Raw genomic sequence first — 21,037 nt, forward strand, 5'->3', positions numbered from 1 at the left:
CCCCTGACAACGTATGACCTGGATACCTTTATCACGAACTTGCCGACAAACTGCAATTTAATCTACGCAATAAGCCCGCGGGACTGGTAATGTTTCTCGCAGCTTTTGACAAGTCTGTCTATAGAGAAGAAAAATATCACCAGCCCCACGGGCATCTTTACGCTTCGCTGTTCCACGCACTAAAGCTAAATCATTGCACCTTGATAACCCCCGGCTGCACAATCTTCCACGCGCCCAGCCGCTGGGTAAAACGTGCGGGGAGTTTAACCTGAATCTGTTTGAAACTGCCTTTTTCATAATTAGAGGCAAAAGTTTCCTTCATTCCCTTACGGTTATGCAATTCCGCATTATACTCCACCAAAGGATTCGGTACCACGACAAAAGTTTCCTCTTTTCCTGGAACTTGCCAAGCCCAAAAATTACTAAGTTCCACTTCATCCACGGGTGCATACAACGGACTTCCTCCACCGGTCTCTGTATCGGAGGTTTCCACACAAATCAGCAAATGCAAGCGGTTATTGCGCACGAAATCCTCACAAGCCTTCGCGGCCTTAGGCACTTCCATGCTGTTGGCCAAATTATTATAATCGTCCACAAACCTCTGCCAAACCTCCTGTTTTAATGCTCCTTCATCTGCACTAGCCGAAGCCACATTAAAAGCCGATTTGGGTACGCCCTTATCCACAGGAACAGCTTCCTTGAACTGATATTTAACCAGCTGCTCCTTTATGCCCTTTATCTCTCGCTGCATGGATTTGAACTCCCGTTCCAAATCCTCTATCTTAGCTATTTTTTCCCGATTACTGATATGAACTGAATAATTATAAGAGATTCCCACTAAGGCAACAAAACTGATAACCCCCACCAATATCAGCACAATATGCGCTACCATCGGGGGAAATAATCCTGCTTCCATACAATCACCCCATCCTCATCATTTCTGCTGTTTTTTGCCATTGAAAATATCACAAAGCTCTATCATATTCTTTATACGTGTAGCCTCCGTAGCCGACAACATGCGGTCATCATTAGAGCCTCCCTTTACACCTATCATTAAAATTTTTCCTGCCAACTGATCGCCAACTTCCCGCATTCCCTTCAAAGTCTCCGGGTCCGCCACCTGATCACACCATTCCATAATCCCGCTATTGGTATTAGACGTTACGACATTGCCGCTAGCTCTTACGAAATAAATATCTTCTTCCGTGACCTGCAAGCCCACTCCTTTAAAATTCATCGGCTGCCTGCCACGATGCCGCAAAATTACATGAATTACTGCCGTTCCTCCAGCATCCCGGACAAGATATGGTTGTAAGAAGATACCATCTTCTATGGGATCTTCATAACGGTAATAAGTAGCTCCATCCATTTCCTTGCTCACCAGCATATCTGCTGTCAGGCCGCGGATAACCTGATCCGGTTCCTCTGCCCTTCCTGTACGCTTGTCGAGCAATTCCTGCTTACGACGGGCTTTCTCTTTGGCCTTGGCCTCCTTCTCCTCTTTAGCCTTTAATTCTGCCTGTTTAGCTGCGTCCTTCTTATCCTGTTCTGCCTGAACGATAGCCCTTGTCTGATCATATTGAATTGCAGCATAATAACCTCCAGCTCCTGCTACGGCAACAACCAGCAGTACCAAAAAGATATATTTCGCCATAACAGACACTCCTTCCCTGTGCAAAGTGACACTTTTCATTGTAGTTATACGCCCCGAATACAGAAATTTCCTGCAAAATATAGAAAAAACTGAGACTATGAATAAACATAGCCTCAGTAAGGGGATATAAAGGGATTATTTATTTTACCAGCATTAACCCCTGGTTAGGGTTCAAATGAAGCTTAATACGCCCCTCGGACACCATTGCCGCCTGACCTGTAAGCTGGTCTGTAAGCACAGTCCCATCAGCGGCGAAGGATGCCGGCAGTTCCACGTCCGTGTCTTTGCCACGATTTAAAACAATCACCGCAGCTTCACCTTTATCATTGGTCCTGGCAAAAGCATAAACATCACCTTTTGCCAGCAGCGTCTCTACATCACCATGAGCGAAAAGCTGCTTATGCTGCTGCCGCACAGCAATAACCTGCCGATAGAATTCCACCAGGTCCTTGTCCTCCCGCCCCCAAGGGTAAGTGCGGCGACAATCCGGATCTGCACTGCCATAGACACCGGCTTCATCTCCATAATAAATGGTGGGCATGCCGGGATACCCCATCAGGAACATGGCCGCCAGTTTCAGCCGGGCCTTGCCTAAGCGGTAGTCAAAGTCCTGCCGGGAAGCCTGCGCCACATTTTCCTTGCCGCCGCCAAACTTATAGATGGCGCGGACCGTATCATGGGAATCCACGATATTCATCAGATTGTACAGAGCTTCCTTGGGATAGTTCTGCCGCAGCACCGTCAGTTCATCATCACAGGCTTCTGCCTTGCCCTGATTCAGGAAAAGATCGCCGACAGCAAAGGACAGTTTGTAGTTCATGACAGAGTCAAACTGGTCGCCAGTCAGGAACTGGGAGCCGTCCTGCCAGATTTCGCCCAGCAGCATGGGCTCATCCCCGGACTTGGTGCGGATGGACTTTACCGATTTGCGGACATTCTGCCAGAAGCCCGGCGGCACTTCCTTGGCCACATCCAGCCGCCAGCTGGACAGGCCATCATCAAACCACTTCATGATGACACCCTTCTGCCCGTTCCGTCCCCGCAGCAGATAATCACCCAAATCGGATACCTGTGTCCCGGCTTCACTGCCGGGATAATCCGCATCACGGAATGGCGTCAGGCTGTCAAAGCCCTGCCAATCATGATAGGCATACTTCGCCCCCATGCTATCCTTCGTCTTTTCATTACGGATTTCAAACCAGTTTTCCCAATGCCAGGGCGAGAATACTTGTCCTTCAGCTTCCAGCTGTTTCTTTGCCTCAGCCTTAGCCGCCTCAAGCTTCATATGCTTATCATTCATCAGGTCGTAGATCCGGGACCAGTATTCATAGGCGCCCACGGTCTTGTACTTGCCATAGCGGTCAAAGTAGATGGAGTCATCCCCCACATGGTTGAACACGCCGTCCATGATGAGGTGCATGCCCCGCTTCTGCATTTCTGCGGCCAGGGTCTGCAACTCCTTCTCCGTGCCCAGCATGGGGTCGATATGACCGTAATCCACCGCATCATAGCGATGATTGGAGCAGGCGGCCGACAGGGGATTCACATAGATGGCCGTAATGCCCAGCTTCTGCAGATAGTCCAGCTTCTGGGTGATGCCGGCAATATCGCCGCCAAAGAAATCATTGCATTCCCATTTGTCCCCATCCGCTGCGGGAGACTTGCTAGCATTGGCCGGCAGATCCGTCCAGTCACGGTGCTGCACGGGCTGATTGCCCCGGGCCGTGGTCCGGGCATTATCATTGGACGGATCCCCATTGAAGAACCGGTCTGGGAAAATCTGATAGGCCACCGCTTCCTTGGCCCAGTCCGGGGTATGGTAGTCAGCACTGTACACCGTCAGCTGGAAGGGCTTAGCCCCCCGCAGTTTAAGGGCGCCCGTATGGCCCGGCTTATCATCATCGCCGTATTCCTTGGTATCATCCAACACGAACTTATAGCCATAGATGCCATTTTCCTGCGGACGGATGGTGACTTCCCAATAATCCCGCCCGCCGTGGCTTTCCTTCAAAGCCAGCGGATATTCCATTTTCGTGCCGGCGGCATAGTCTGGATTGTACTCATCGCCACCATTAGCCGTAATCTTTGCCTTGTAAAGCACGGCTTTGACATTTGCGGCTTCATCCTTGCCCACAGCCAGCCGCAGCGTTACCGGAGATCCTGCCTTGATAGCTTCAAAGGGCACGCGGTAAGCCTTGCTCCAGCTATCATGCTCCACCAGCTTTTCCGAAATGCGCCCATCATCCGCGATCAAGCGGTTTTCCTTGCTATCATAATAGAATGTCACCGCGCCATCTTTTTTGATATGCACCGTCTGCGTCAAGGGCTTTTTGCCCTTCTGCGCCACTTTGACCTCGTAGCTGCCAGCTTTCAGCTCCACCGTCTGCTGATAGAACTCCGCCAGCTGCAAGTCCTGCATGGTGTCGTCCTTGAGCGCCCCGAAACTGCCGCTGAGCTTGGGCAGGCTGGCAGCATCCAGCAGCTTGTAACTCGTGCTGTCGGCAATGGCATGCGTTTTATCATTGTAATAGAACGTAACCTTCTGCGCCTTGGGCAAAGTCAGCTGCACATTGGCACCGTCAAAATTGCCGCCAAGTCCATAATTCTCTGCCCAGCTGCCGCCCACGGCAATCTTGTAATAGTAAGTTCCGGCGGGCAGATCCACGGACAGACTGTAGGTATCATGCCCCAGCGGCTTCATCCGGGTGGCCATATCGCCCGGGTCCCAATCCTTCTGGGCGCCGGCCTTGGACTGCACGGTTCCGGCCAGCACAACCACACGCCCCTGTGCCGCTTCTGCCTTTTTCGCTGCGGCCTGATCCGCCTCCATGCCCTCGTAGCTGACCGTAGTTTCATGGCTCAGGCTGTCATAGGTAAAGGTGACTTCTTTCTCCGCCGCAAGTTTCAGGCTGATATTGCCGCCATCACGGGCACCGCCTGCACCGTAATTCTCATTCCAGCTGCCGCCGATGGCAACCTTGAATTCATAATTACCCTTGGGCAGTTTGCCTTTAAGCTGATACTTGCCATTGCCCACAGGCTGCATGATTGTAGCACCATCAGCAGGTGCCCAGTCTGTGCCAGCCCCGAGCTTGCTCTGCACCGTGCCCACCAGCACCACATCCGCGGCACCTACGGCTGCGGCTTCCGCCACAGAAAAGCTTCTCACGGGGGCGGCAAGGTCTGCCGGCATCCACACTGGTGCGGCCAAAAGCCCGAAGGCCAAGGACATGCTGACGGCCTGACGTAAATATTTTTCGCGACTCATCAATATAGCTCCTCTCAAATCAGGGAATCAGAAATGGAAGTCCAGCCAACTGCGCAGTATGCGGCGGTTATGGGTGGAAGCTCCCGCCCAGCTGTTGTTGGTATTTTCGGTCAGCTGGGCATACATGGTTTCCCATTCCACATTCTTCCAGGGAACGCATTTGAAACCATAGTACCAGCCTCTGACGCCATTGATGCCGGTTGGTTCGCGGGTCGCCCACTCGTCATCATGTCCCAGATCCGCCAGGCAGCCGAGATTGACCCATTTCGCATAAAGGCCATAGCTGCCCACCTTGTTGATATCCGCGCCCCGGTATTCAATCTTGACCGCCAGGTCCCGGTTGGCTTTGCCGTTCTGCGCCCAGTTATTATAGGGCTTATTGACATCGGCATCGGATTGGACAATCGAACCGGTGATGGCCAAATCCTTCAGGGGCTTTACCTTTAGGTCCAGTCCATAGAAATTCTTGGCACCGGAATAATAGCCACTGTTAAGATCGTTTTCATCCAAAGTGTGCTGGAGAACCCGGGCATAAGCCACATTGGCATCCACATATTTGCCCAAAGGACCCCAGAAATCGATTGCGGCAGAAATCGGTGCCCGGTTGGTATAATACTTCGTGTCGGTAACCTGCAAGACACCAGCAGCATTCGGCGCCACCGTTTCCACCGTCTGGCTCCAATCCGCTGACGGCTTGAAATACTGGCCGCTGAACCACCATCCATGTCCTTTAGGGATCGCATGATAGGTGGCAACACCATCAATCTGACCGCCCAGCAACAAGTTCTGCATACCGATGCCATTCCACTTGCGGCCGATGTTGGTATACCAGTCATGATTCTTGCCTAAAGCCAGTTCTACCCAGATGTTGGAGATGGAGCCGTTATGATTGGCATCATTGTTGGCATTATCACGGTCCTGTGCCGAAACGCCCTTATTGATCGTATAGGCCTGGCCATTCTGAGTCTTGACCACCTGTGTGGTCAGATATTCCCGATCACGGAAACGTGCATTCTTCTCAATCGTAAAGCGCGCCGTCATATGAGGATTGACTTTCAGGGAACCTTCCAAATCCATATAGAACCGATTATTATAATCGCCGCCATAGCCATCATTCTTCAGGCCATTGTCGTTGCCCATCTGCACCCGGGCCAGGCCATGAAGCTGGAAGCGATCCGTCTTTTCCTTCAATTCCTTGATATCCTTGTCATGCGCATCCACACGCCGTTTCAACGTATCAAGTTCACCGGAATATTCTGCGGAAAGTTTGTCCAGCACAGCCTTATCACCAAAGCTCGTATCCTTCTTCTGCATGGCCTTGGCCACGATGGAGGCCACCTCATAGCGGGTCATGGTACGTCCGCCCTGGAAAGTGCTGTCGCCCATGCCTTCAATGACGCCTTCCTTTGCCAGATAATCCAAGGCTTCATAGCTCCAATGATCCTTGGGGACATCGGTGAAACTATCAGCACTGGCAGCATAGACCTGCCCCATAGCCCCCACGGTCAACCCGGCTAAGATTGCGGCAACTTTCCTGTTCATTTTCATACCCAAAGCTCCCTTTCTCCAACTACAACACATATTCATATATTAATATATTCATTCAGACTCCTCCCATAAAGGAGTCCTTTATGCAATTGTCATAAATTCGCCAGCAGCATGCCGCCAACGGAGGAATACACTGCCCTAGCCTTTTCTTTGATGACTTCCCTGGCCGTATCTACCGTGAAGCCGGCGAAGGTTTCCAGCATGGGCAGGTCATTGCTCTCATCACCGATGGCATAGACCTCGGCATCCTCCCAATCCATCAGCTCCAGCAGCTTCTTAATTCCCTGACTCTTGCTGACCCCGGCAGGGGTGATATCCACGCTGCAGCCATTGGGGTAGGCCGTCACATATTCACCATACTTCTCATTGATGATGGCGCTGGTCTCATCTGCCTCACTGGCTTCGTGATAGCCCAGGCAGAACTGATGGATCCGGGGCAGGCTCATGATGTCCTGCTCCTGTATCTTCACAATGGGAAAATCCCACTCCAGCGCCTCCCGCATGATCCAGGAGCCTTCCCGCTCGTGGTAGAGATATGTCTTGTCCACGGCGGAAAAGGCAAAGTGGAAGGAACGGCGCACGGAAGGCTCCCGCACGATTTCCGTCAGCACTTTCAAGGGAATGTTGCCCTGCCACAGGGGCGTGCCATCGGCCCGAAGGATGATTCCGCCATTATTGCAGATGGCATAATCGGACTCAATGCCATAGTATTTCAGCTGTGGGCTAAGCATGCCGTAGTCCCGGCCGCTGACTACGCCAAATTTATGGCCCGCCGCCCGCCAGGCCTTCACGCCCTCCACGTCCTCGGCCGCAATGGTTCGCTGACGGAACAAGGTTCCATCATAATCGCTTGCGCCTATCTTCATAAAGCTTCACCTGTTTCCTTGATGTAAATCACTGCTTCATAGGGGCGCAGCTTCCCTTGCCTGCTATCCGGCAGGCTGGACAGCAGCAGCCGGGCATCCTGCAGTTCCGGCAAATCATAAGCCTCGTCCTGCCCGGTGAAATTCACCAGGGTATAGACCTCCCGGCAGCCGAAGTGACGCCTGAAAGCCATAACAGCAGGATCATCTGCCAATAGCTCTTTGTAATCGCCCTGCTGCAATACACCTGCTGCTTCACCGGTTTGCCGCAGAGCGGCCAGCTGGCGATAGAAGCTCAGCACGGAATCGTCCTCCAATGCTTCGCTTTCCACACATTGCCGGCTGAAATCTTCATGCACCGGCAGCCATGGGACGCCGGCCGAGAAGCCGGCATTCTTCCCCCTTGTCCACTGCATGGGGGTGCGGGCATTGTCCCGGCTGTAGCGATGGACTATCGTCATCGCCTCTGCCGGACTTTTTCCTTCGGCTAAAGCCAGTTCATACTGCCCATGGGAAGAAATGTCGTTATAAGCCTCAATATTCTCCCATGCCGTATTGCCCAGCCCTAGTTCCTGCCCCTGATAAATAAACGGGGTTCCGCGCAGCGTCATCAGCACGGCAGCCATAGCCTTTGCCGCCAGTTTTTTATCGGCATCTGCCGGAAAATAATGTTCCACGCAGCGCATCTGATCGTGATTTTCAAAAAATGCAGGATACCAGCCATTGTCAGCCGTAGCGTTCTGACTGGCTGACAGAACCTTTTTCAATTCAGGAATAATCTTGGGTGTGTACCCTGTTGCATGGCTCCAAAGTTCTCCATCCGGGAATTCCAGATTCATATGGGAAAATTCAAAGAGCATATCAAACGCGCCCTTTTCGCCCACCCATTTGTCCAAATCCTCGGGACTTACGCCATTGGCTTCTGCTACCGTGAAAATATCGTGTCCCTTAAATACCTTGTCCCTGAACTCATAGAGGAAGTCCAAAATCCCTGGGGTACTCGCAATCATGGAATGGATATTGACCATACCGTCATCACTATCCGGCTCGCCATCCACAAACTGCTCCGGCTTCTTGATGTAGACAATGGCATCAATGCGGAAGCCGCCTACGCCCTTGTCCAGCCAAAAATTGGCCGCATCATAGAGTGCCTGCCGCACAGCAGGATTTTCCCAATTCAAATCCGGCTGTGCTTCGGCAAAGGTATGCAGATAATACTGCTGACGGGCTTCACACCAGGTCCAGGCACTGCCGCCAAAAATGGAACGCCAGTTCGTGGGCGCTGAGCCATCCGGCTTTGCATCCCGCCAAATATACCAGTCTGCATGTGCGCTGTCCCGCGAGCTTGCCGAATCGATAAACCACGGATGCTTATCGGAAGAATGGTTATAGACCAAATCCATCACCATGCGAATATTCCGCTTCTTACCTTCGGCAATCAACTCCTCCATATCGGCCATCGTACCATACGAGGGGTCAATGGCCGTAAAATCGGCAATATCATAACCATTGTCTACCATGGGCGAAGGGTATACCGGCGTCAGCCATATTGCCCCGACGCCCAAGGTTTTCAGATAGTCCAATTTGGCTGTAATGCCTTTGATATCCCCCGTGCCACTACCTGTGGTATCGAGAAAACTCTTGGGGTAAACCTGATATACATTTGCTTTCTGCCACCATTTTAGCTTATTCATGTTACTTATATCCTTTATCTAAGAACGTTTCCTAATCCGTCCGTTTGGGCTGCCGCCTTCCCCTGAGGGGAAGGCTTTGCTCAAAAGACCAACACCGGTGTTTCGTTGCATTTGACTTCCGCATCTTCATGTTTCTGCATCTGCGGATAATCCGCGCTGTTGGTCACTGCCATGATAACCGTAGTCTGATAACCGGCATCCTTAATCACCTGCTGGTCAAACTGAATCAGCGGCGTACCGGCCTTTACCGTATCGCCAGCCTTGACCAAAGCCTTAAAGCCCTGACCATTTAACTTCACCGTGTCAATGCCGATATGGATAAGGAGTTCTGCACCATTCTGCAGGCGCAGACCGATGGCATGCAGGCTTTCCTCCATAATCATGGTGACTTCTGCATCGGCAGGAGCAAATACGGTATCGCCCTCAGGTTCAATGGCAATGCCATCGCCCATCATCTTCTGGGAAAACATATCGTCATTGACTTCGCTCATATCCATCAGTCTGCCGGATACACAGGCACTTAATTTCATGGCCAGACTGTTGTCCAAAGCAGCCGTTTCTTTTGCTGCCGGCTGCGCTGCCGTGCTGTCAATCTTTTCACCCTTCAGCAAGGCATCAAAATAGCTGCGTACCTGAGGTACAGAAAGACCCACAATAACCTGAATGGCCTTGCCGTTTTTCACGAGACCGAAAGCACCGGCCTTGGTAAACTTGCCAACGGCTGCAACCTTATCCGGGTCAGCAACCGTTACCCGCAGACGAGTAGCACAGTTGGTGACTTCACGGATGTTGTCCGGGCCGCCCAGGCAATCGAGGAACACCTTCGCCTTGATGGCCAGCGCATTATCGGCCAGGCCCATTTCTTCCATTTCCTTCTTGGCCTGATATTCAGCCTTGGAGAACAATTTATCCTCCACATCATCAGCCGTACGGCCGGGAGTTGCATAATCAAATTTCAGAATCAACGTACGGAAAACCACAAAGTATATCGCGGTAAAACACAAACCGATTACAATCTGCATGATATACGTTCCGGCATGATACTGGAACAGCGGTATCCAGTTCTGCACAAAGGCATCAATCAAGCCGCCGCCAAAGTTACCGGCAAGGCCCATGGCATAAAGCGCCGAAGACAGGCAAGCCGAAAGAATTGCATGCACCAGATAAAGCAGCGGTGCCACAAACAGGAAGGTAAATTCCAACGGTTCCGTAATGCCGCAAATAACAGCCGTAAGCGTTGCCGGGATAAGGAGTGCCGCCGTCTTCTTCCGTTTTTCCGGCTTAGCACACATATAGATGGCGAGTGCTGCTCCCGGCAGGCCAAATACCTTGGAACTGCCATGCAGGGCAAAACCGCCCTCCGGGAAAAGGTCTGCCAAAGACTTGCCGCTGACGGCAAAATCATTCAGATGCTGCAGCCAGTAGGCCTGAATGCCGCCATCGCAGACAGCCGGACCAAAGATAAACGGCAGATAGATGAAGTGATGTAACCCTGCCGGCAGCAGAATGCGTTCCGAGAACGTATACGCCCAAACACCGACCAACCCACTGGTCTTCAGGAAATCCTGGAACTGCATAATGGCATGCTGTACAGCCGGCCATACCATACAAAAGAGAAATGCAATGGGAATCATCACCGCAAAACCTACCGCCACGACAAAAGCAGGCCCTTTGAAAATCCCCAGCCAGTCGGGAATATTCGTATCATAAAAGCGATTGTGCAGATACGCCGTCATGCAGGCGATGAAGATGGCGCCGAGCATGCCCATGTCCAACGTCTTGATATTGGCAATCATGGCAAGCCCCGTACCTGCACCTGCTGCCTGACTGTAATCCACGCCGAAGTATGCGCCATGCAAGCTCAGGAACCCGGCAATGAAATAGTTAAACAGCATATAGATGACGAAACCTTCCATCGCACAACGGGCAGGTTCCTTTTTCGCAAAACCGATGGGTACGGCTATGGCAAAGAGAATGGGCATCTGGGCAAATACCGTCCAGGCTCCCTGTTCCACCACAAACCAAAAATCGTACCATACTGTTCCCTGAGCGGCTATACTCCCCAATATGCCCTCATTCTTACAGATGATGGATAATGCTACCGTCAAGCCAAAGAATGCAAACAGGATGACTGGCGTATACATCGCGCCGCCAAACCGCTGCATACCCTGCATCAAACGGTCTTTACTGATTGTCATTGTAATGCCCCCTAATTCATTATGATTTAGTATTGCTTCGCTAATTAGAGAATAGCGCAAAAAGCCCGCGAACACAATAGTTTCGCGGGCTTTCGGCACATCAGCCATTGCCTGTATTTTGTTCCATTTCCTGTACTTTGTTCCAGCCCCTATTGCACCTTGCGCTGCAGGTACATCCGGTACTTCACATACCAGACTTCCACCAGGATGAAATAGGGCATCATCGACTGAAAGGCCGTATGCTCATCATCGGCATCGTAGAGCTGAAAACGTGCCGGCGAAACGTAGAGATTCACCGTAGAAAGACTGGCTAAGGTATTGTCATGCAGTTTCGTAATAGAAATAAAGGGTACATCCAGCAATTGCAGCTGCCGGGCAAAATCCACCACCAACGAGGTCTCCCCGGACAGCGAAACAAAGATAAAGAGATCATCTGCAGTAAGGCTGCGGGCAATAGACATAAACTCCTCCCGCCCGCTGATTTCATAAATCAGCACATTATCGTAAAAGAACAGGCGCTTTAACTCCTGCGCCACATTGCTCTGCACATAGCCGGAAGCAAAGATAAACACCCTGTTGGCTTCGTGAATCAAGCGGCTGGCACTGTCAAAATTCCGCTTAAAGACCTTGCTCGCGGTCTGGGCATAGAAATTCTGCAAGTCCTCCAACACGTCTTCTTTATAATAGACATGCGTTTCATCTTCCATCTTGAGTACTGCCTTCAAATCTCCAAAACCGTCAAAGCCCAGTTTTTGGGCAAAGCGCACAATGGTTGTTGACGACACGGCACAATTTTTTGCCAGTTCGTGAATGGAGATATGACGTGCTTCTGCCCGATGCTTCACTATGTATTTATAGATGACCATATCGGTATCGTTCAAGTTTTGCCGATGCTGATTAATGATTTCTTCCAATCGCATACAAATCCCCCCATATCTGCCCTAAGTATAGCAAAATTACAAGCATTGCGCCAAATATTTATGACGAAATCCCGCTAAATCCTTCTTCGTCAAAAATGCCCCTGAATACTACACTAAAACCAACAAAAATATGGGAGGATTGCATGATGTACAGCCTGACCGAAGAAAATGAACTCATTGCCCTTGCCCAACAGGGCAGTACCGCAGCCTGCGAAAAATTGCTGGACGCCTATGCCGGACTACTCAAAAATATGCGCCATCGCTATGCCCACACGCCTACCGGAAAAATTCTGGATGATGATATGCAGGGCATTTTGCAATTAGCCTTCATGGAAGCCATTCATTCCTTTGAAACAAAAGTCGGCATACACTTTGCCGCCTTTCTGCAAAGCCGCCTGCACGGCGCCATATACAAGGCATTCAAGAACGCCTGCAGTTACAGCAGCCACACAGCCCATCCCACTTCGCCTGACGATACGGACAGCAGTTCCTTCTTCGATACGCTGGAAAATCATACCCCCACCCCAGAACGCCAATTATTGGCACATGACAAAATCCAGACAATCTTAACCGGATTAACCCCAACAGAAAAAGAACTGCTGTACCTTATCTACGTACGTGAACTGCCGCAAAAAACTGCCGCCCGCCTGCTAAATATCAGCACACAGGCCGTAAGCAAGCGAAAGCAAAAGTTAATCGCCAAAATAAAAAAACTCGCCTAAGCGAGTTTTTTTATTTACCTTAATCCGTTACAGCCTTGTAATAAGTCCAAGCCTGGAAATACGGCAAAATATCTTCCTGCCAGAAAATTGCATTGGTCTTCGGCACATAGACGATATCCCCATCCTGCACAAAGACATTCTGCGTCAAATCATGACGGCGAATAAAGTTCTTGATATTCAGCTGACGATAGTACATCGTGCCATCAACAACACGGATAACCTGCACTCTCGTGCTGCGGCCATACTTGGTAATACCACCGGCAGAAGCCAATGCCGCATAGGCATTCAAATTATCGATATTCATGTTCTGAATACCAGGATTTTTTACTTCCCCCATGACATAGACTTTACGTGGCCCATAGGATTTAACAGACAGATACATCTCAGGGATTTTCACATAACGGCTCAATTTCTCACGGATAAGCTCCGTTGCCTCATCCAAGGTCAAGCCAGCCAGTTTCACACTGCCGACATAAGGAAGCGAGGCCTTACCATCCGGGCCAATCTGTACCGAATCCGCTTCGCCTTTTTCATTGGCAGAAGAACCCGTCGTATAGCCCAAACCATTAGGAAAGCCCAATACGCTCAGTACGATGACATCGTATTTTGCCAGACGATAATCCCCCGTCAACTGACCAGTCTTTAAGCCAGCAACCGTAAAAACATCCTCGTTTTCCACATAATTTTCCGACGCGGGCACAACATTGTCCGTATTTTTAACTTCCACGGACTTATAACCAGCAGTCTCACTCATCACTGCGCCAGCCTCGGACGCAGCCTGCACGGAGCTGCCGGTCAGACAGAGCACTGCTGCCAGCAGGCAACTGCAAAACAAATCTTTTCTTGCCATTATGACACTCCCTCAAAAGTCGATTTCATTTCTATTCCATTTGATTATAACGCTTAACACTTATGACCGTCAACCAGCATTCATATTATTGACGGCAAAGAGGTTGAATTTACAGGCAAAGTTTTTTCCATGAGATTCTGCACACTTTCCCGCTCAACAAAAAGCAGCGGCATATCTAGATTCGTCTCTCCCTCTTCTCCACCGCGCAGGATATTAAGCAGATAACTGGCAGCCTTCATGCCCATAAGTTCATAATCAAAAGCTACAGTAGTCAGTGCCGGATAAACGACAGCGCCGACATCGTAACCACCAAAGCCTGCTACCGATATATCCCCGGGAACTTTAACCCCGCGCTCATGGAAATAGCGAAGTATACCCAAACTGATATTATCTGTAGCCCCTACAACCACACTGGGTGCTAATTTACGAATTTCTTCTGCCCGATTGTAAGCAGACAAAAAATCAAAACCCGTTTCTACAAAATCCACCTTCGCATCGGTACGTCCCTCGCAAAAGCCTGCGACAAAACCTTCCTTGCGCTCGATGCCTACCGCTTCATCGCTTTCCGTTACCCCGGCAAACACAGCGTGCTTATGCCCCATCTGCTGCAAATACACCCCCATACGGTGACCGGCTGCCGCATCATCGATCTTCAGGCAGTGAACCGATGCGTTTTTCTGCCCTGTGTAAAGAATTGGCAACGCCCATTCCTGCGCACGACGTACATGTTCAGCAGTAAGTCCGACAGAATCAACTAAAATAGCATCGACACCCTGCTGCTGCAGTTTTTGCATGCTTTCCAATTCTTTTTTGCTGGAAAGCTGACTCACCAGCAAGATGCTCTGATACCCTTCCGGCTCCAGTACACGGGTAATCCCGGAAAGCAGCTTGCCCACAGTCACCGAGTCCATACGCGGGAGCACAATGCCAATCAGCTTGCTTTCCCGGGTCTTCAAGCGCTTGGCAAAAAAATTCGACTGAAACCCCGTTTGCTCAATCGCCTTGCGCACCTTGGCCTGCTTTTCTGCACTGATATAGCCATTGTTCAAATAGCGGGAAACCGTGCTTTTCGAAACCCCCGCCAAATCTGCCACATCTTTGATGGTTACTTTTTGTTGTTCCATATATATCTCCAATTTCTGTTTTCGTTACGTTTACAATTACTATATTAGGAGATTTTACAAAAAAAAGCAAGAAAAATGTGGAACTAATTCCACATTTTATAGATTCGGCAGCTGCCAGTTAATCGGCTCCTGTCCCGTACGCTCTAAAAATGCATTGACCTGGGAAAAAGGACGGCTGCCAAAGAACCCGCGGAAGGCCGACAGCGGACTCGGATGCGGTGATTCCACGATAAAGTGCTGCGGATTGGTAATCATAACCTTCTTACGTCGTGCAGGAGAGCCCCAGAGGATGAACGCCATCGGCTTTTCGCGTTCATTCAGCAGCGAGATAATCTTGTCTGTAAACGTTTCCCAGCCCTTTCCCTGATGCGATGCCGCCTGATGGGCCCGCACGGTAAGCACGGTGTTTAGCAGCAATACGCCCTGCTCCGCCCAGGGCTTCAAACAGCCATTATTCGGCACCGTACAGCCTAAATCCGTGGAAAGTTCTTTAAAGATATTGATAAGCGACGGTGGCGGCTCCACACCCGGCTGTACCGAAAACGACAGCCCATGCGCCTGTCCGTCCCCATGATAAGGGTCCTGCCCTAATATGACCACCTTCGTATCGGCATAACTCGTATAATGCAGGGCATTAAAAATCGAATACATATCCGGAAAAATCTGACGGGTGCGGTATTCGCTAATCAAAAACTGCCGCAGTTCCCGATAGTAAGGCTTGGCCATTTCGTCCCGCAAAAGGTCAGCCCAGTCATTATGAAAAATCTCCATGAAATTACCAACTCCTCGAATTCGATACTAAAGTGGTTCCGCCCATGCAGGTCATTTAGCGACGGGACAAAAATAGTCAGCCCCTGCCCGTAAGAGCCTGACAAATGAAAGCCCACTCCGAGCCTCCCTTGCCGCCTCGAAAAAACCTTCGTGAGCCGGAAAGAATGTATCCGCCGCAAGCTCCCCCGCAACTTCCGTCAGCCAAATCTCCTTCGCATAAGGCAGCAGCAGCGCGTAAATCTCCCCGCCCCCCATGCAGATAAACTTCCTGTCCGGTTCATCCATGCGCAGCTTCCCCAACATCGTCCAAAGTTCAGCCAGATTGCGGCATACCAATACATCGTCCCGCACAAGGCTCCGGGATAACACAATATTTATCCGCCCCGGCAAAGGCTTTCCTCCCGGCAATGATTCGAGCGTTTTCCGCCCCATAATCACGACCTGTCCGAGAGTTTTCTGCCGAAAATGCCGCATATCCTCCGCATGATGTACGAGCAATTTGCCCTGCCGCCCAATGCCCATCTGGTCATCCACACAGGCAATCATCGACAAGGGATATGGCTCACAAAGTTCTGCGGCAGGGTGGATTTCCTGCTGCTGAATTGATTCTTCCCGGCACCAATCCGCAATCTTACGCCCCTGCAACACTAAATCCGGCGCAATATCCCGCAAAGGCCTGAGCACAAAAACCCTCTCCGTCACATAGGGATGGGGCAGTTTTAAATCCTCCGTATCCGAAGCAAAATTCTCTGCCCAAAGCAAGTCAATATCAATGGTGCGCGCACCCCAATGTTCATGGCGCACCCGTCCTAAGTCCAGTTCAATCTGTTGGGTCTTATGCAAAAAGTTCAGCGGCGACAGTTCTGTTTCCACCATCGCCACCGTATTGATAAATGCAGGCTGCTCCAGATTGCCCCAAGGGGCAGTCTCATAGAATGGCGCTACCGCTTTTAAGGCTGTCTGGGGCAAACAGGCAATTTGCCGCAGGGCCTCCCGCAATGTTTCCCCGCGATTGCCTAAATTTGCCCCCAAACTCAAATAGATTTTCATATCAGCTCCGCGAACGCACTACGCTGATGGCAGCATCCGTAAATCTTCCCGGCAGCGGTGCATGGGGCTTATGTACCGTAACCCGCACCTTTTCCACCAGGCGGAAATCTTTCAAAATAGTCTGCGCGATTTCTTCGCCGACCACTTCAATAAGCTTGCGCGGTTCGCCTTCCACGATTTTCTTGGCCACATCATAAACCTCTGCATAGTTCACCGTAGCCGCCAGCTTATCGGATTTGCCCGCTTCCTTCAAATCCAGATACATGGAAATATCCACGATAAATTCCTGTCCCATCTGCCGCTCACTAGGCAGGCAGCCATGATAACCATAGAAATTTAAGCCCGTCAGTTTAATCTTATCCATTTTCCTCACTCCTTAGAATAACATCGGTCATCCGGCACATCCGCACAATAGGCTTCACATCATGCACCCGCACGATGGACGCGCCCTTCATAATGCCAACTACGCAGGCTGCCCCCGTGGCCTCCATGCGTTCCTCCACAGGCAGATTCAACGTCTTGCCGATAAAGCTCTTGCGGCTGGCGGCCAGCAGTAGTGGATATTCTTTTCCCGCCACCTTCAGTAGTTCTTCCTGCCGCCGCAAAACCTCCACATTCTGCTCAGCAGTCTTGCCAAAGCCAATTCCGGGGTCAAAGATAAACTGTTCCGCCTGCATGCCGACAGCCCGGCCAATGCGCAGGGATTCCCGGAAAAAGTCCTGCATGGAACCAATAATATCGCCGCTGTACTCCGTGCCATTTTGATTGTGCATCACAATCACGGGCAGGCCGCATTCCGCCGCCACTTTGGCCATAGCCCCCGGTTCAGCCGCATACTGCAGGCCCCAGATATCGTTGAGGATATGCGCCCCGGCGTTAGCCGCCGCCCGCGCAGTTTCCGCCTTAAACGTGTCCACCGATATTGGCACTGGTGAATTTTTGAGGATTTCTTCCAGCAAGGGCATGAGCCGTTCCATTTCCTCACTGGCCGGCATCGGCGTAAAGCCCGGACGGCTGGATTCAGCCCCCACATCAATGATATCGGCGCCATCTGCCACCATTTCCTCCAAATGACGCAGCGCCTTGTCCCGCGTATTGAACCGGCCGCCATCGGAAAAGGAATCCGGTGTGATATTGAGTATGCCCATGACCAGCGTTTTTTCGCCCAAGGTCAGGCTCTTGCCATCAGCAAATGTGTATTTCCGTTGTACCATTATGCTTTTTCTCCTCCCAAAATCATCCATGCCTGTTGATAAAGGGCGGTATCTTCCTTAAATACGCCATTACATTCCGATGTCACCGTGCGGGTGCCATGTGCCAAATCTCCCCGCATGGTCATGCAGAGCTGCTGGGCCTCCACGATGACCAGTACGCCGCGGGCCCCCAAATCCTTCTGCACGGCCGCCGCAATCTGTGCGGTGAGCCGTTCCTGCAGCTGGGGCTGATGGGAAAGCTGTTCCACCAGTTTCGAGAACTTGCTGAAACCTGCCACCCGTCCTTTCTCCGGCAAGTATGCAATGCTGGCTTCCCCGAAAAACGGCACCAGATGATGTTCGCACATGGAATAAAACGGCACATGGCGCACCGCCACAATGCCATCCGAACCGGCATCAAATGTTTCGCCCCAGATTTTGTCCGTGTCCTTATCTATACCATTAAAGAGGAACTCATACATCTGCGCCACTCGTGCCGGTGTCTTTTCCATGCCTCGTGCTTTAATGTCCACGCCTACGGCCTCCAAAAATTCAGCCATAGCCTTTATCGCCCGCTCATTTGCCAAAAAAAAACCTCCCCGCAACTTTCTCCCTATAATATACTACAAACCTCCTCTATAAGCTAGATTTCTGTAGCATTTTATCCGCAGCTGCGCTATGATGATAAGGAATAGTTTATTGGAGGTTTTTTCTATGACAGACTTGCTTGATGTTCATACCCATACCATTGCCAGTGTTCATGCTTACAGCACCCTGCGGGAAATGATTACCGCCGCCAAGGAAAAGGGGCTAAAGCTTATCGGCATTTCCGACCACGCGCCCTCCATGCCCGGTGCCTTTCATGAATTCTACTTCTGCAATTTCAAGGTCATTCGCCGCGATGCCTACGGCATTGACTTAATCATGGGCGTAGAGCTCAATATCATTGACTTTGCCGGCTCCACGGACTTGCGTCAGGAATTTTTAGACCGTATGGATTATGCGATTGCCAGCCTGCATGACCCCTGCATCCGTCCTGGCACTCGCGAACAGAATACCGCCGCCCTGATTGGCGCCATGAAAAATCCCAAAGTAAAGATTATCGGCCATCCCGACAATCCCAAATATCCTGTAGATTTTGATGCGCTGGCCCAAGCCGCCAAGGAAAACCATGTGCTGCTCGAATGCAACAACAGCTCCTATATGCCCGGCGGCAGCCGTCAGGGTTCCCGCGAACTGGCAGGAGAACTGCTCGCCGCCTGCAAGAAACACGGCACGATGGTGATTATGGGCAGCGATGCCCACATTGATTTGGATGTTGGCAATCATGCCTGCGCGCAGGAACTCATAAAAAAATACCAGTTCCCGGAGGAACTGGTGATAAACAACAGACCTGAACTGCTCAAAGAATGGATAGCCCAATAAATATTATTTGCCCGTATAGCGGTAAACTTCCGTCCAGCCCCGCCCATAGGCACTATAGCAGTCGATTTCCCCGCCCTGGTCGCCAGTGTGGTATTCGCCGCCTTTGGGGTTGTTTACTCCACGGGCTTCGACGGTTTTGCCATCACCGATATAAATGGCGACATGAGCTTCCGGACGGCAGAGGATATCGCCGCGCTGCAGATTATCCTTTACCTCGGCCCAGGAATACTTCGTAAAGCCGCCGATTTTCTGCAAATCCGGCCAAATGGTATCCGCATCACCGGTGAGCTGCTTGCCGTCGTACAGCTTGTAATAATCCGGATTTTTCTGCCAGGCGGCAATTATGGGAAAGCCTGCCTGCTCAAGGGCATGGTAGACCAGGGAGGAACAATCGTAGTCCGGGCCTTCCCGCGACCCCGTATAAGGATTATTGGCCGTGGCATTTTCTGCCCCTTGGGAATAACCATGCCGGTTATCTGCCGCGATCTGCAGGGCCCAAACCACCGCTTTTTCCATGGGATTTACCGCAGCAAAAGCGCTGTTTCCCACAAGCAGACTCATAAACAAGGCTGTCAGCAGGCAGCCAATTTTTTTTCGCATTTACTTCAAACTCCTTTTCACCAAACAATGTCTTTAATAAACAACATCATTATAACGCCGGTGTTCCAATTTGCCAAAGATAAAATATCGGTTCTATTCCACTATATTTCCAAAGAAGTTATGCTCGCGGACAATTCCTGCAAATGCTCCTGCGTATGTTTTATGCGCAGTTTGCCCAGTTCGCTGTTCTGCAAATCCGTAGTAACCAAAAGATGTAAAAAGCGGATATAGGCCGGCACCTTGATTCTTTCCTCTATTTCACGCAGTTTTGCCTCCGTGCCAAAATAAAGTTCCAAAAGCCTGCGGCAAATAAACCTGCAGCGCAGCGACCTTTTCGAGCATCTCATCCCGGGCAAAGGGCAAATCACCCATGTCCAGTTCCGTATCATGAACCTGTTTCAGGCAGGAAACATACAGCCAGGTAAGTTCGTCTAATTTTTCCGGACAGTCTTCATATTCGAGAATCCAATCGTTAAAGCTTTTGGCCTGCAATAATTCAAAGACCGAACCATAGGTATCGCCTACCCGTACAATATCATAGGATATCGCCGTAGGAATCCCCTTGATAAACGCTTTCTTTGCGCGGGCCTGCTCACGTTTGATTACAGGAATACTTTCCTCATTGGCATAGACCTTGACCACCGTCTCGGGATTTAACCGATAGACCTTGCCAAAAAAACCGGCACCGATAACCGGACATCCCTCCACACTGATTTCCCGCAAAGCCTTTTGCACATCAACAAAAGTCGTGAACCCGGTCATATCCAAAATATCATAAACATCCTTGGAAACCTCTATCAGCGAAACCGGCGCATGTTTGCGCAGCTTTTCTTCCTTTATCACCTGCATGATAATCCTCAACCCCGCCGAGGAAATATAGGTCAAATCTTTGGCATCAAAAACCAGTGCCGTATAATCACGCACTGCTGCCCGTTGTTCGGCAATCTTCTGCGCCACAGCCGATGCATTATCGGCATTTATCACCCCTGCCAGGGGAATCAGCAACACGCTGTTGTCTATCCTGCTTTTCTTTACACTTTCCATAAGCAGCCTCCTTTGCCCACACGCCTGCAGCTCTTATAGAAAAAATTCTACCGTCCCGCACAAAATCCCTGCCCGCATAGCAAAAACCGCTCCGCACCAAAGTGCCTGAGCGG

At 50.7% G+C, this 21,037-nt stretch carries 20 protein-coding genes; 2 read left to right on the forward strand and 18 right to left on the reverse strand.

Annotation, left to right across the window (positions count from 1 at the left end):
• Window positions 1-190: 190 nt before the first annotated feature.
• From G598_RS0111940 to G598_RS0111975, 8 genes are all read right to left on the reverse strand, one after another.
• On the reverse strand, window positions 191-916 hold the full coding sequence (locus G598_RS0111940) for a hypothetical protein (protein WP_026767154.1): 726 nt from the start codon (window positions 914-916) through the stop codon (window positions 191-193).
• An 18-nt stretch (window positions 917-934) separates the two neighbouring features.
• A complete protein-coding gene (locus G598_RS0111945; protein WP_026767155.1) occupies window positions 935-1,654 on the reverse strand; it encodes a hypothetical protein in 720 nt (239 codons plus the stop codon).
• 139 nt (window positions 1,655-1,793) lie between these two features.
• Window positions 1,794-4,922, reverse strand: coding sequence for a pullulanase X25 domain-containing protein (locus G598_RS0111950; RefSeq protein WP_026767156.1), 3,129 nt, complete (start codon window positions 4,920-4,922; stop codon window positions 1,794-1,796).
• 27 nt (window positions 4,923-4,949) lie between these two features.
• Window positions 4,950-6,470 carry an S-layer homology domain-containing protein gene (locus tag G598_RS0111955; protein ID WP_026767157.1) on the reverse strand — a complete coding sequence of 507 codons (1,521 nt, stop codon included), beginning with the start codon at window positions 6,468-6,470 and terminating at the stop codon, window positions 4,950-4,952.
• A 92-nt stretch (window positions 6,471-6,562) separates the two neighbouring features.
• Window positions 6,563-7,336 (reverse strand): HAD-IIB family hydrolase, encoded by a 774-nt coding sequence (locus G598_RS0111960; protein ID WP_026767158.1) that lies wholly within the window; start codon window positions 7,334-7,336, stop codon window positions 6,563-6,565.
• Window positions 7,333-9,027 carry a glycoside hydrolase family 13 protein gene (locus G598_RS0111965; protein ID WP_026767159.1) on the reverse strand — a complete coding sequence of 565 codons (1,695 nt, stop codon included), beginning with the start codon at window positions 9,025-9,027 and terminating at the stop codon, window positions 7,333-7,335. The genes G598_RS0111960 and G598_RS0111965 overlap by 4 nt, the downstream gene beginning before the upstream one ends.
• A gap of 80 nt (window positions 9,028-9,107) precedes the next feature.
• On the reverse strand, window positions 9,108-11,225 hold the full coding sequence (locus G598_RS0111970) for an alpha-glucoside-specific PTS transporter subunit IIBC (protein ID WP_026767160.1): 2,118 nt from the start codon (window positions 11,223-11,225) through the stop codon (window positions 9,108-9,110).
• 149 nt (window positions 11,226-11,374) lie between these two features.
• Window positions 11,375-12,145, reverse strand: a complete 771-nt coding sequence (locus G598_RS0111975; RefSeq protein WP_026767161.1) for a MurR/RpiR family transcriptional regulator — start codon at window positions 12,143-12,145, stop codon at window positions 11,375-11,377.
• Between the two features lie 143 nt (window positions 12,146-12,288).
• On the opposite strand from G598_RS0111975, the gene G598_RS0111980 reads away from it, so the two are divergent.
• On the forward strand, window positions 12,289-12,867 hold the full coding sequence (locus G598_RS0111980) for a sigma-70 family RNA polymerase sigma factor (RefSeq protein ID WP_157833336.1): 579 nt from the start codon (window positions 12,289-12,291) through the stop codon (window positions 12,865-12,867).
• A gap of 19 nt (window positions 12,868-12,886) precedes the next feature.
• Here the strand turns inward: G598_RS0111980 and G598_RS0111985 are convergent, their stop codons facing one another.
• The 7 genes from G598_RS0111985 to folE form a co-directional block, all read right to left on the reverse strand.
• Entirely contained in the window at window positions 12,887-13,717 is an 831-nt protein-coding gene (locus tag G598_RS0111985; protein ID WP_071837980.1) for a polysaccharide biosynthesis/export family protein, read from the reverse strand.
• Window positions 13,718-13,797: 80 nt separating this feature from the next.
• Window positions 13,798-14,841 carry a LacI family DNA-binding transcriptional regulator gene (locus tag G598_RS0111990; protein WP_037364184.1) on the reverse strand — a complete coding sequence of 348 codons (1,044 nt, stop codon included), beginning with the start codon at window positions 14,839-14,841 and terminating at the stop codon, window positions 13,798-13,800.
• Window positions 14,842-14,937: 96 nt separating this feature from the next.
• Complete coding sequence (locus G598_RS0111995; protein WP_026767165.1) at window positions 14,938-15,612, reverse strand: uracil-DNA glycosylase; 675 nt, start codon at window positions 15,610-15,612, stop codon at window positions 14,938-14,940.
• Window positions 15,613-15,663: 51 nt separating this feature from the next.
• Window positions 15,664-16,662 carry a 2-amino-4-hydroxy-6-hydroxymethyldihydropteridine diphosphokinase gene (folK, locus tag G598_RS0112000; protein WP_026767166.1) on the reverse strand — a complete coding sequence of 333 codons (999 nt, stop codon included), beginning with the start codon at window positions 16,660-16,662 and terminating at the stop codon, window positions 15,664-15,666.
• Between the two features lies 1 nt (window position 16,663).
• The gene (gene folB / locus G598_RS0112005) at window positions 16,664-17,026 is read right to left on the reverse strand and encodes a dihydroneopterin aldolase (RefSeq protein ID WP_026767167.1); all 363 of its coding nucleotides are present in this window, start codon (window positions 17,024-17,026) and stop codon (window positions 16,664-16,666) included.
• Window positions 17,019-17,876, reverse strand: a complete 858-nt coding sequence (gene folP / locus G598_RS0112010) for a dihydropteroate synthase (RefSeq protein WP_037364187.1) — start codon at window positions 17,874-17,876, stop codon at window positions 17,019-17,021. Before folP ends, folB begins: the two co-directional genes overlap by 8 nt.
• On the reverse strand, window positions 17,876-18,442 hold the full coding sequence (folE, locus tag G598_RS0112015; RefSeq protein ID WP_026767169.1) for a GTP cyclohydrolase I FolE: 567 nt from the start codon (window positions 18,440-18,442) through the stop codon (window positions 17,876-17,878). The genes folP and folE overlap by 1 nt, the downstream gene beginning before the upstream one ends.
• A gap of 127 nt (window positions 18,443-18,569) precedes the next feature.
• Here folE and G598_RS0112020 point away from each other — a divergent pair, with 127 nt between their 5' ends.
• The gene (locus tag G598_RS0112020) at window positions 18,570-19,280 is read left to right on the forward strand and encodes a phosphatase (RefSeq protein ID WP_026767170.1); all 711 of its coding nucleotides are present in this window, start codon (window positions 18,570-18,572) and stop codon (window positions 19,278-19,280) included.
• 3 nt (window positions 19,281-19,283) lie between these two features.
• On the opposite strand, the gene G598_RS0112025 is transcribed toward G598_RS0112020, so the two are convergent.
• The 3 genes from G598_RS0112025 to G598_RS17885 all read right to left on the reverse strand — a co-directional run bounded on the left by G598_RS0112025 (window position 19,284) and on the right by G598_RS17885 (window position 20,924).
• A complete protein-coding gene (locus G598_RS0112025) occupies window positions 19,284-19,880 on the reverse strand; it encodes an endolysin-like domain-containing protein (RefSeq protein ID WP_026767171.1) in 597 nt (198 codons plus the stop codon).
• 101 nt (window positions 19,881-19,981) lie between these two features.
• The gene (locus G598_RS0112030) at window positions 19,982-20,176 is read right to left on the reverse strand and encodes a hypothetical protein (protein WP_026767172.1); all 195 of its coding nucleotides are present in this window, start codon (window positions 20,174-20,176) and stop codon (window positions 19,982-19,984) included.
• Window positions 20,139-20,924 (reverse strand): anti-sigma factor antagonist, encoded by a 786-nt coding sequence (locus G598_RS17885; protein WP_037364190.1) that lies wholly within the window; start codon window positions 20,922-20,924, stop codon window positions 20,139-20,141. The genes G598_RS0112030 and G598_RS17885 overlap by 38 nt, the downstream gene beginning before the upstream one ends.
• Window positions 20,925-21,037: the final 113 nt, after the last annotated feature.

This window comes from Selenomonas ruminantium subsp. ruminantium ATCC 12561 (genome assembly GCF_000424065.1).
In the GTDB taxonomy this organism is placed as follows: domain Bacteria; phylum Bacillota; class Negativicutes; order Selenomonadales; family Selenomonadaceae; genus Selenomonas_A; species Selenomonas_A ruminantium.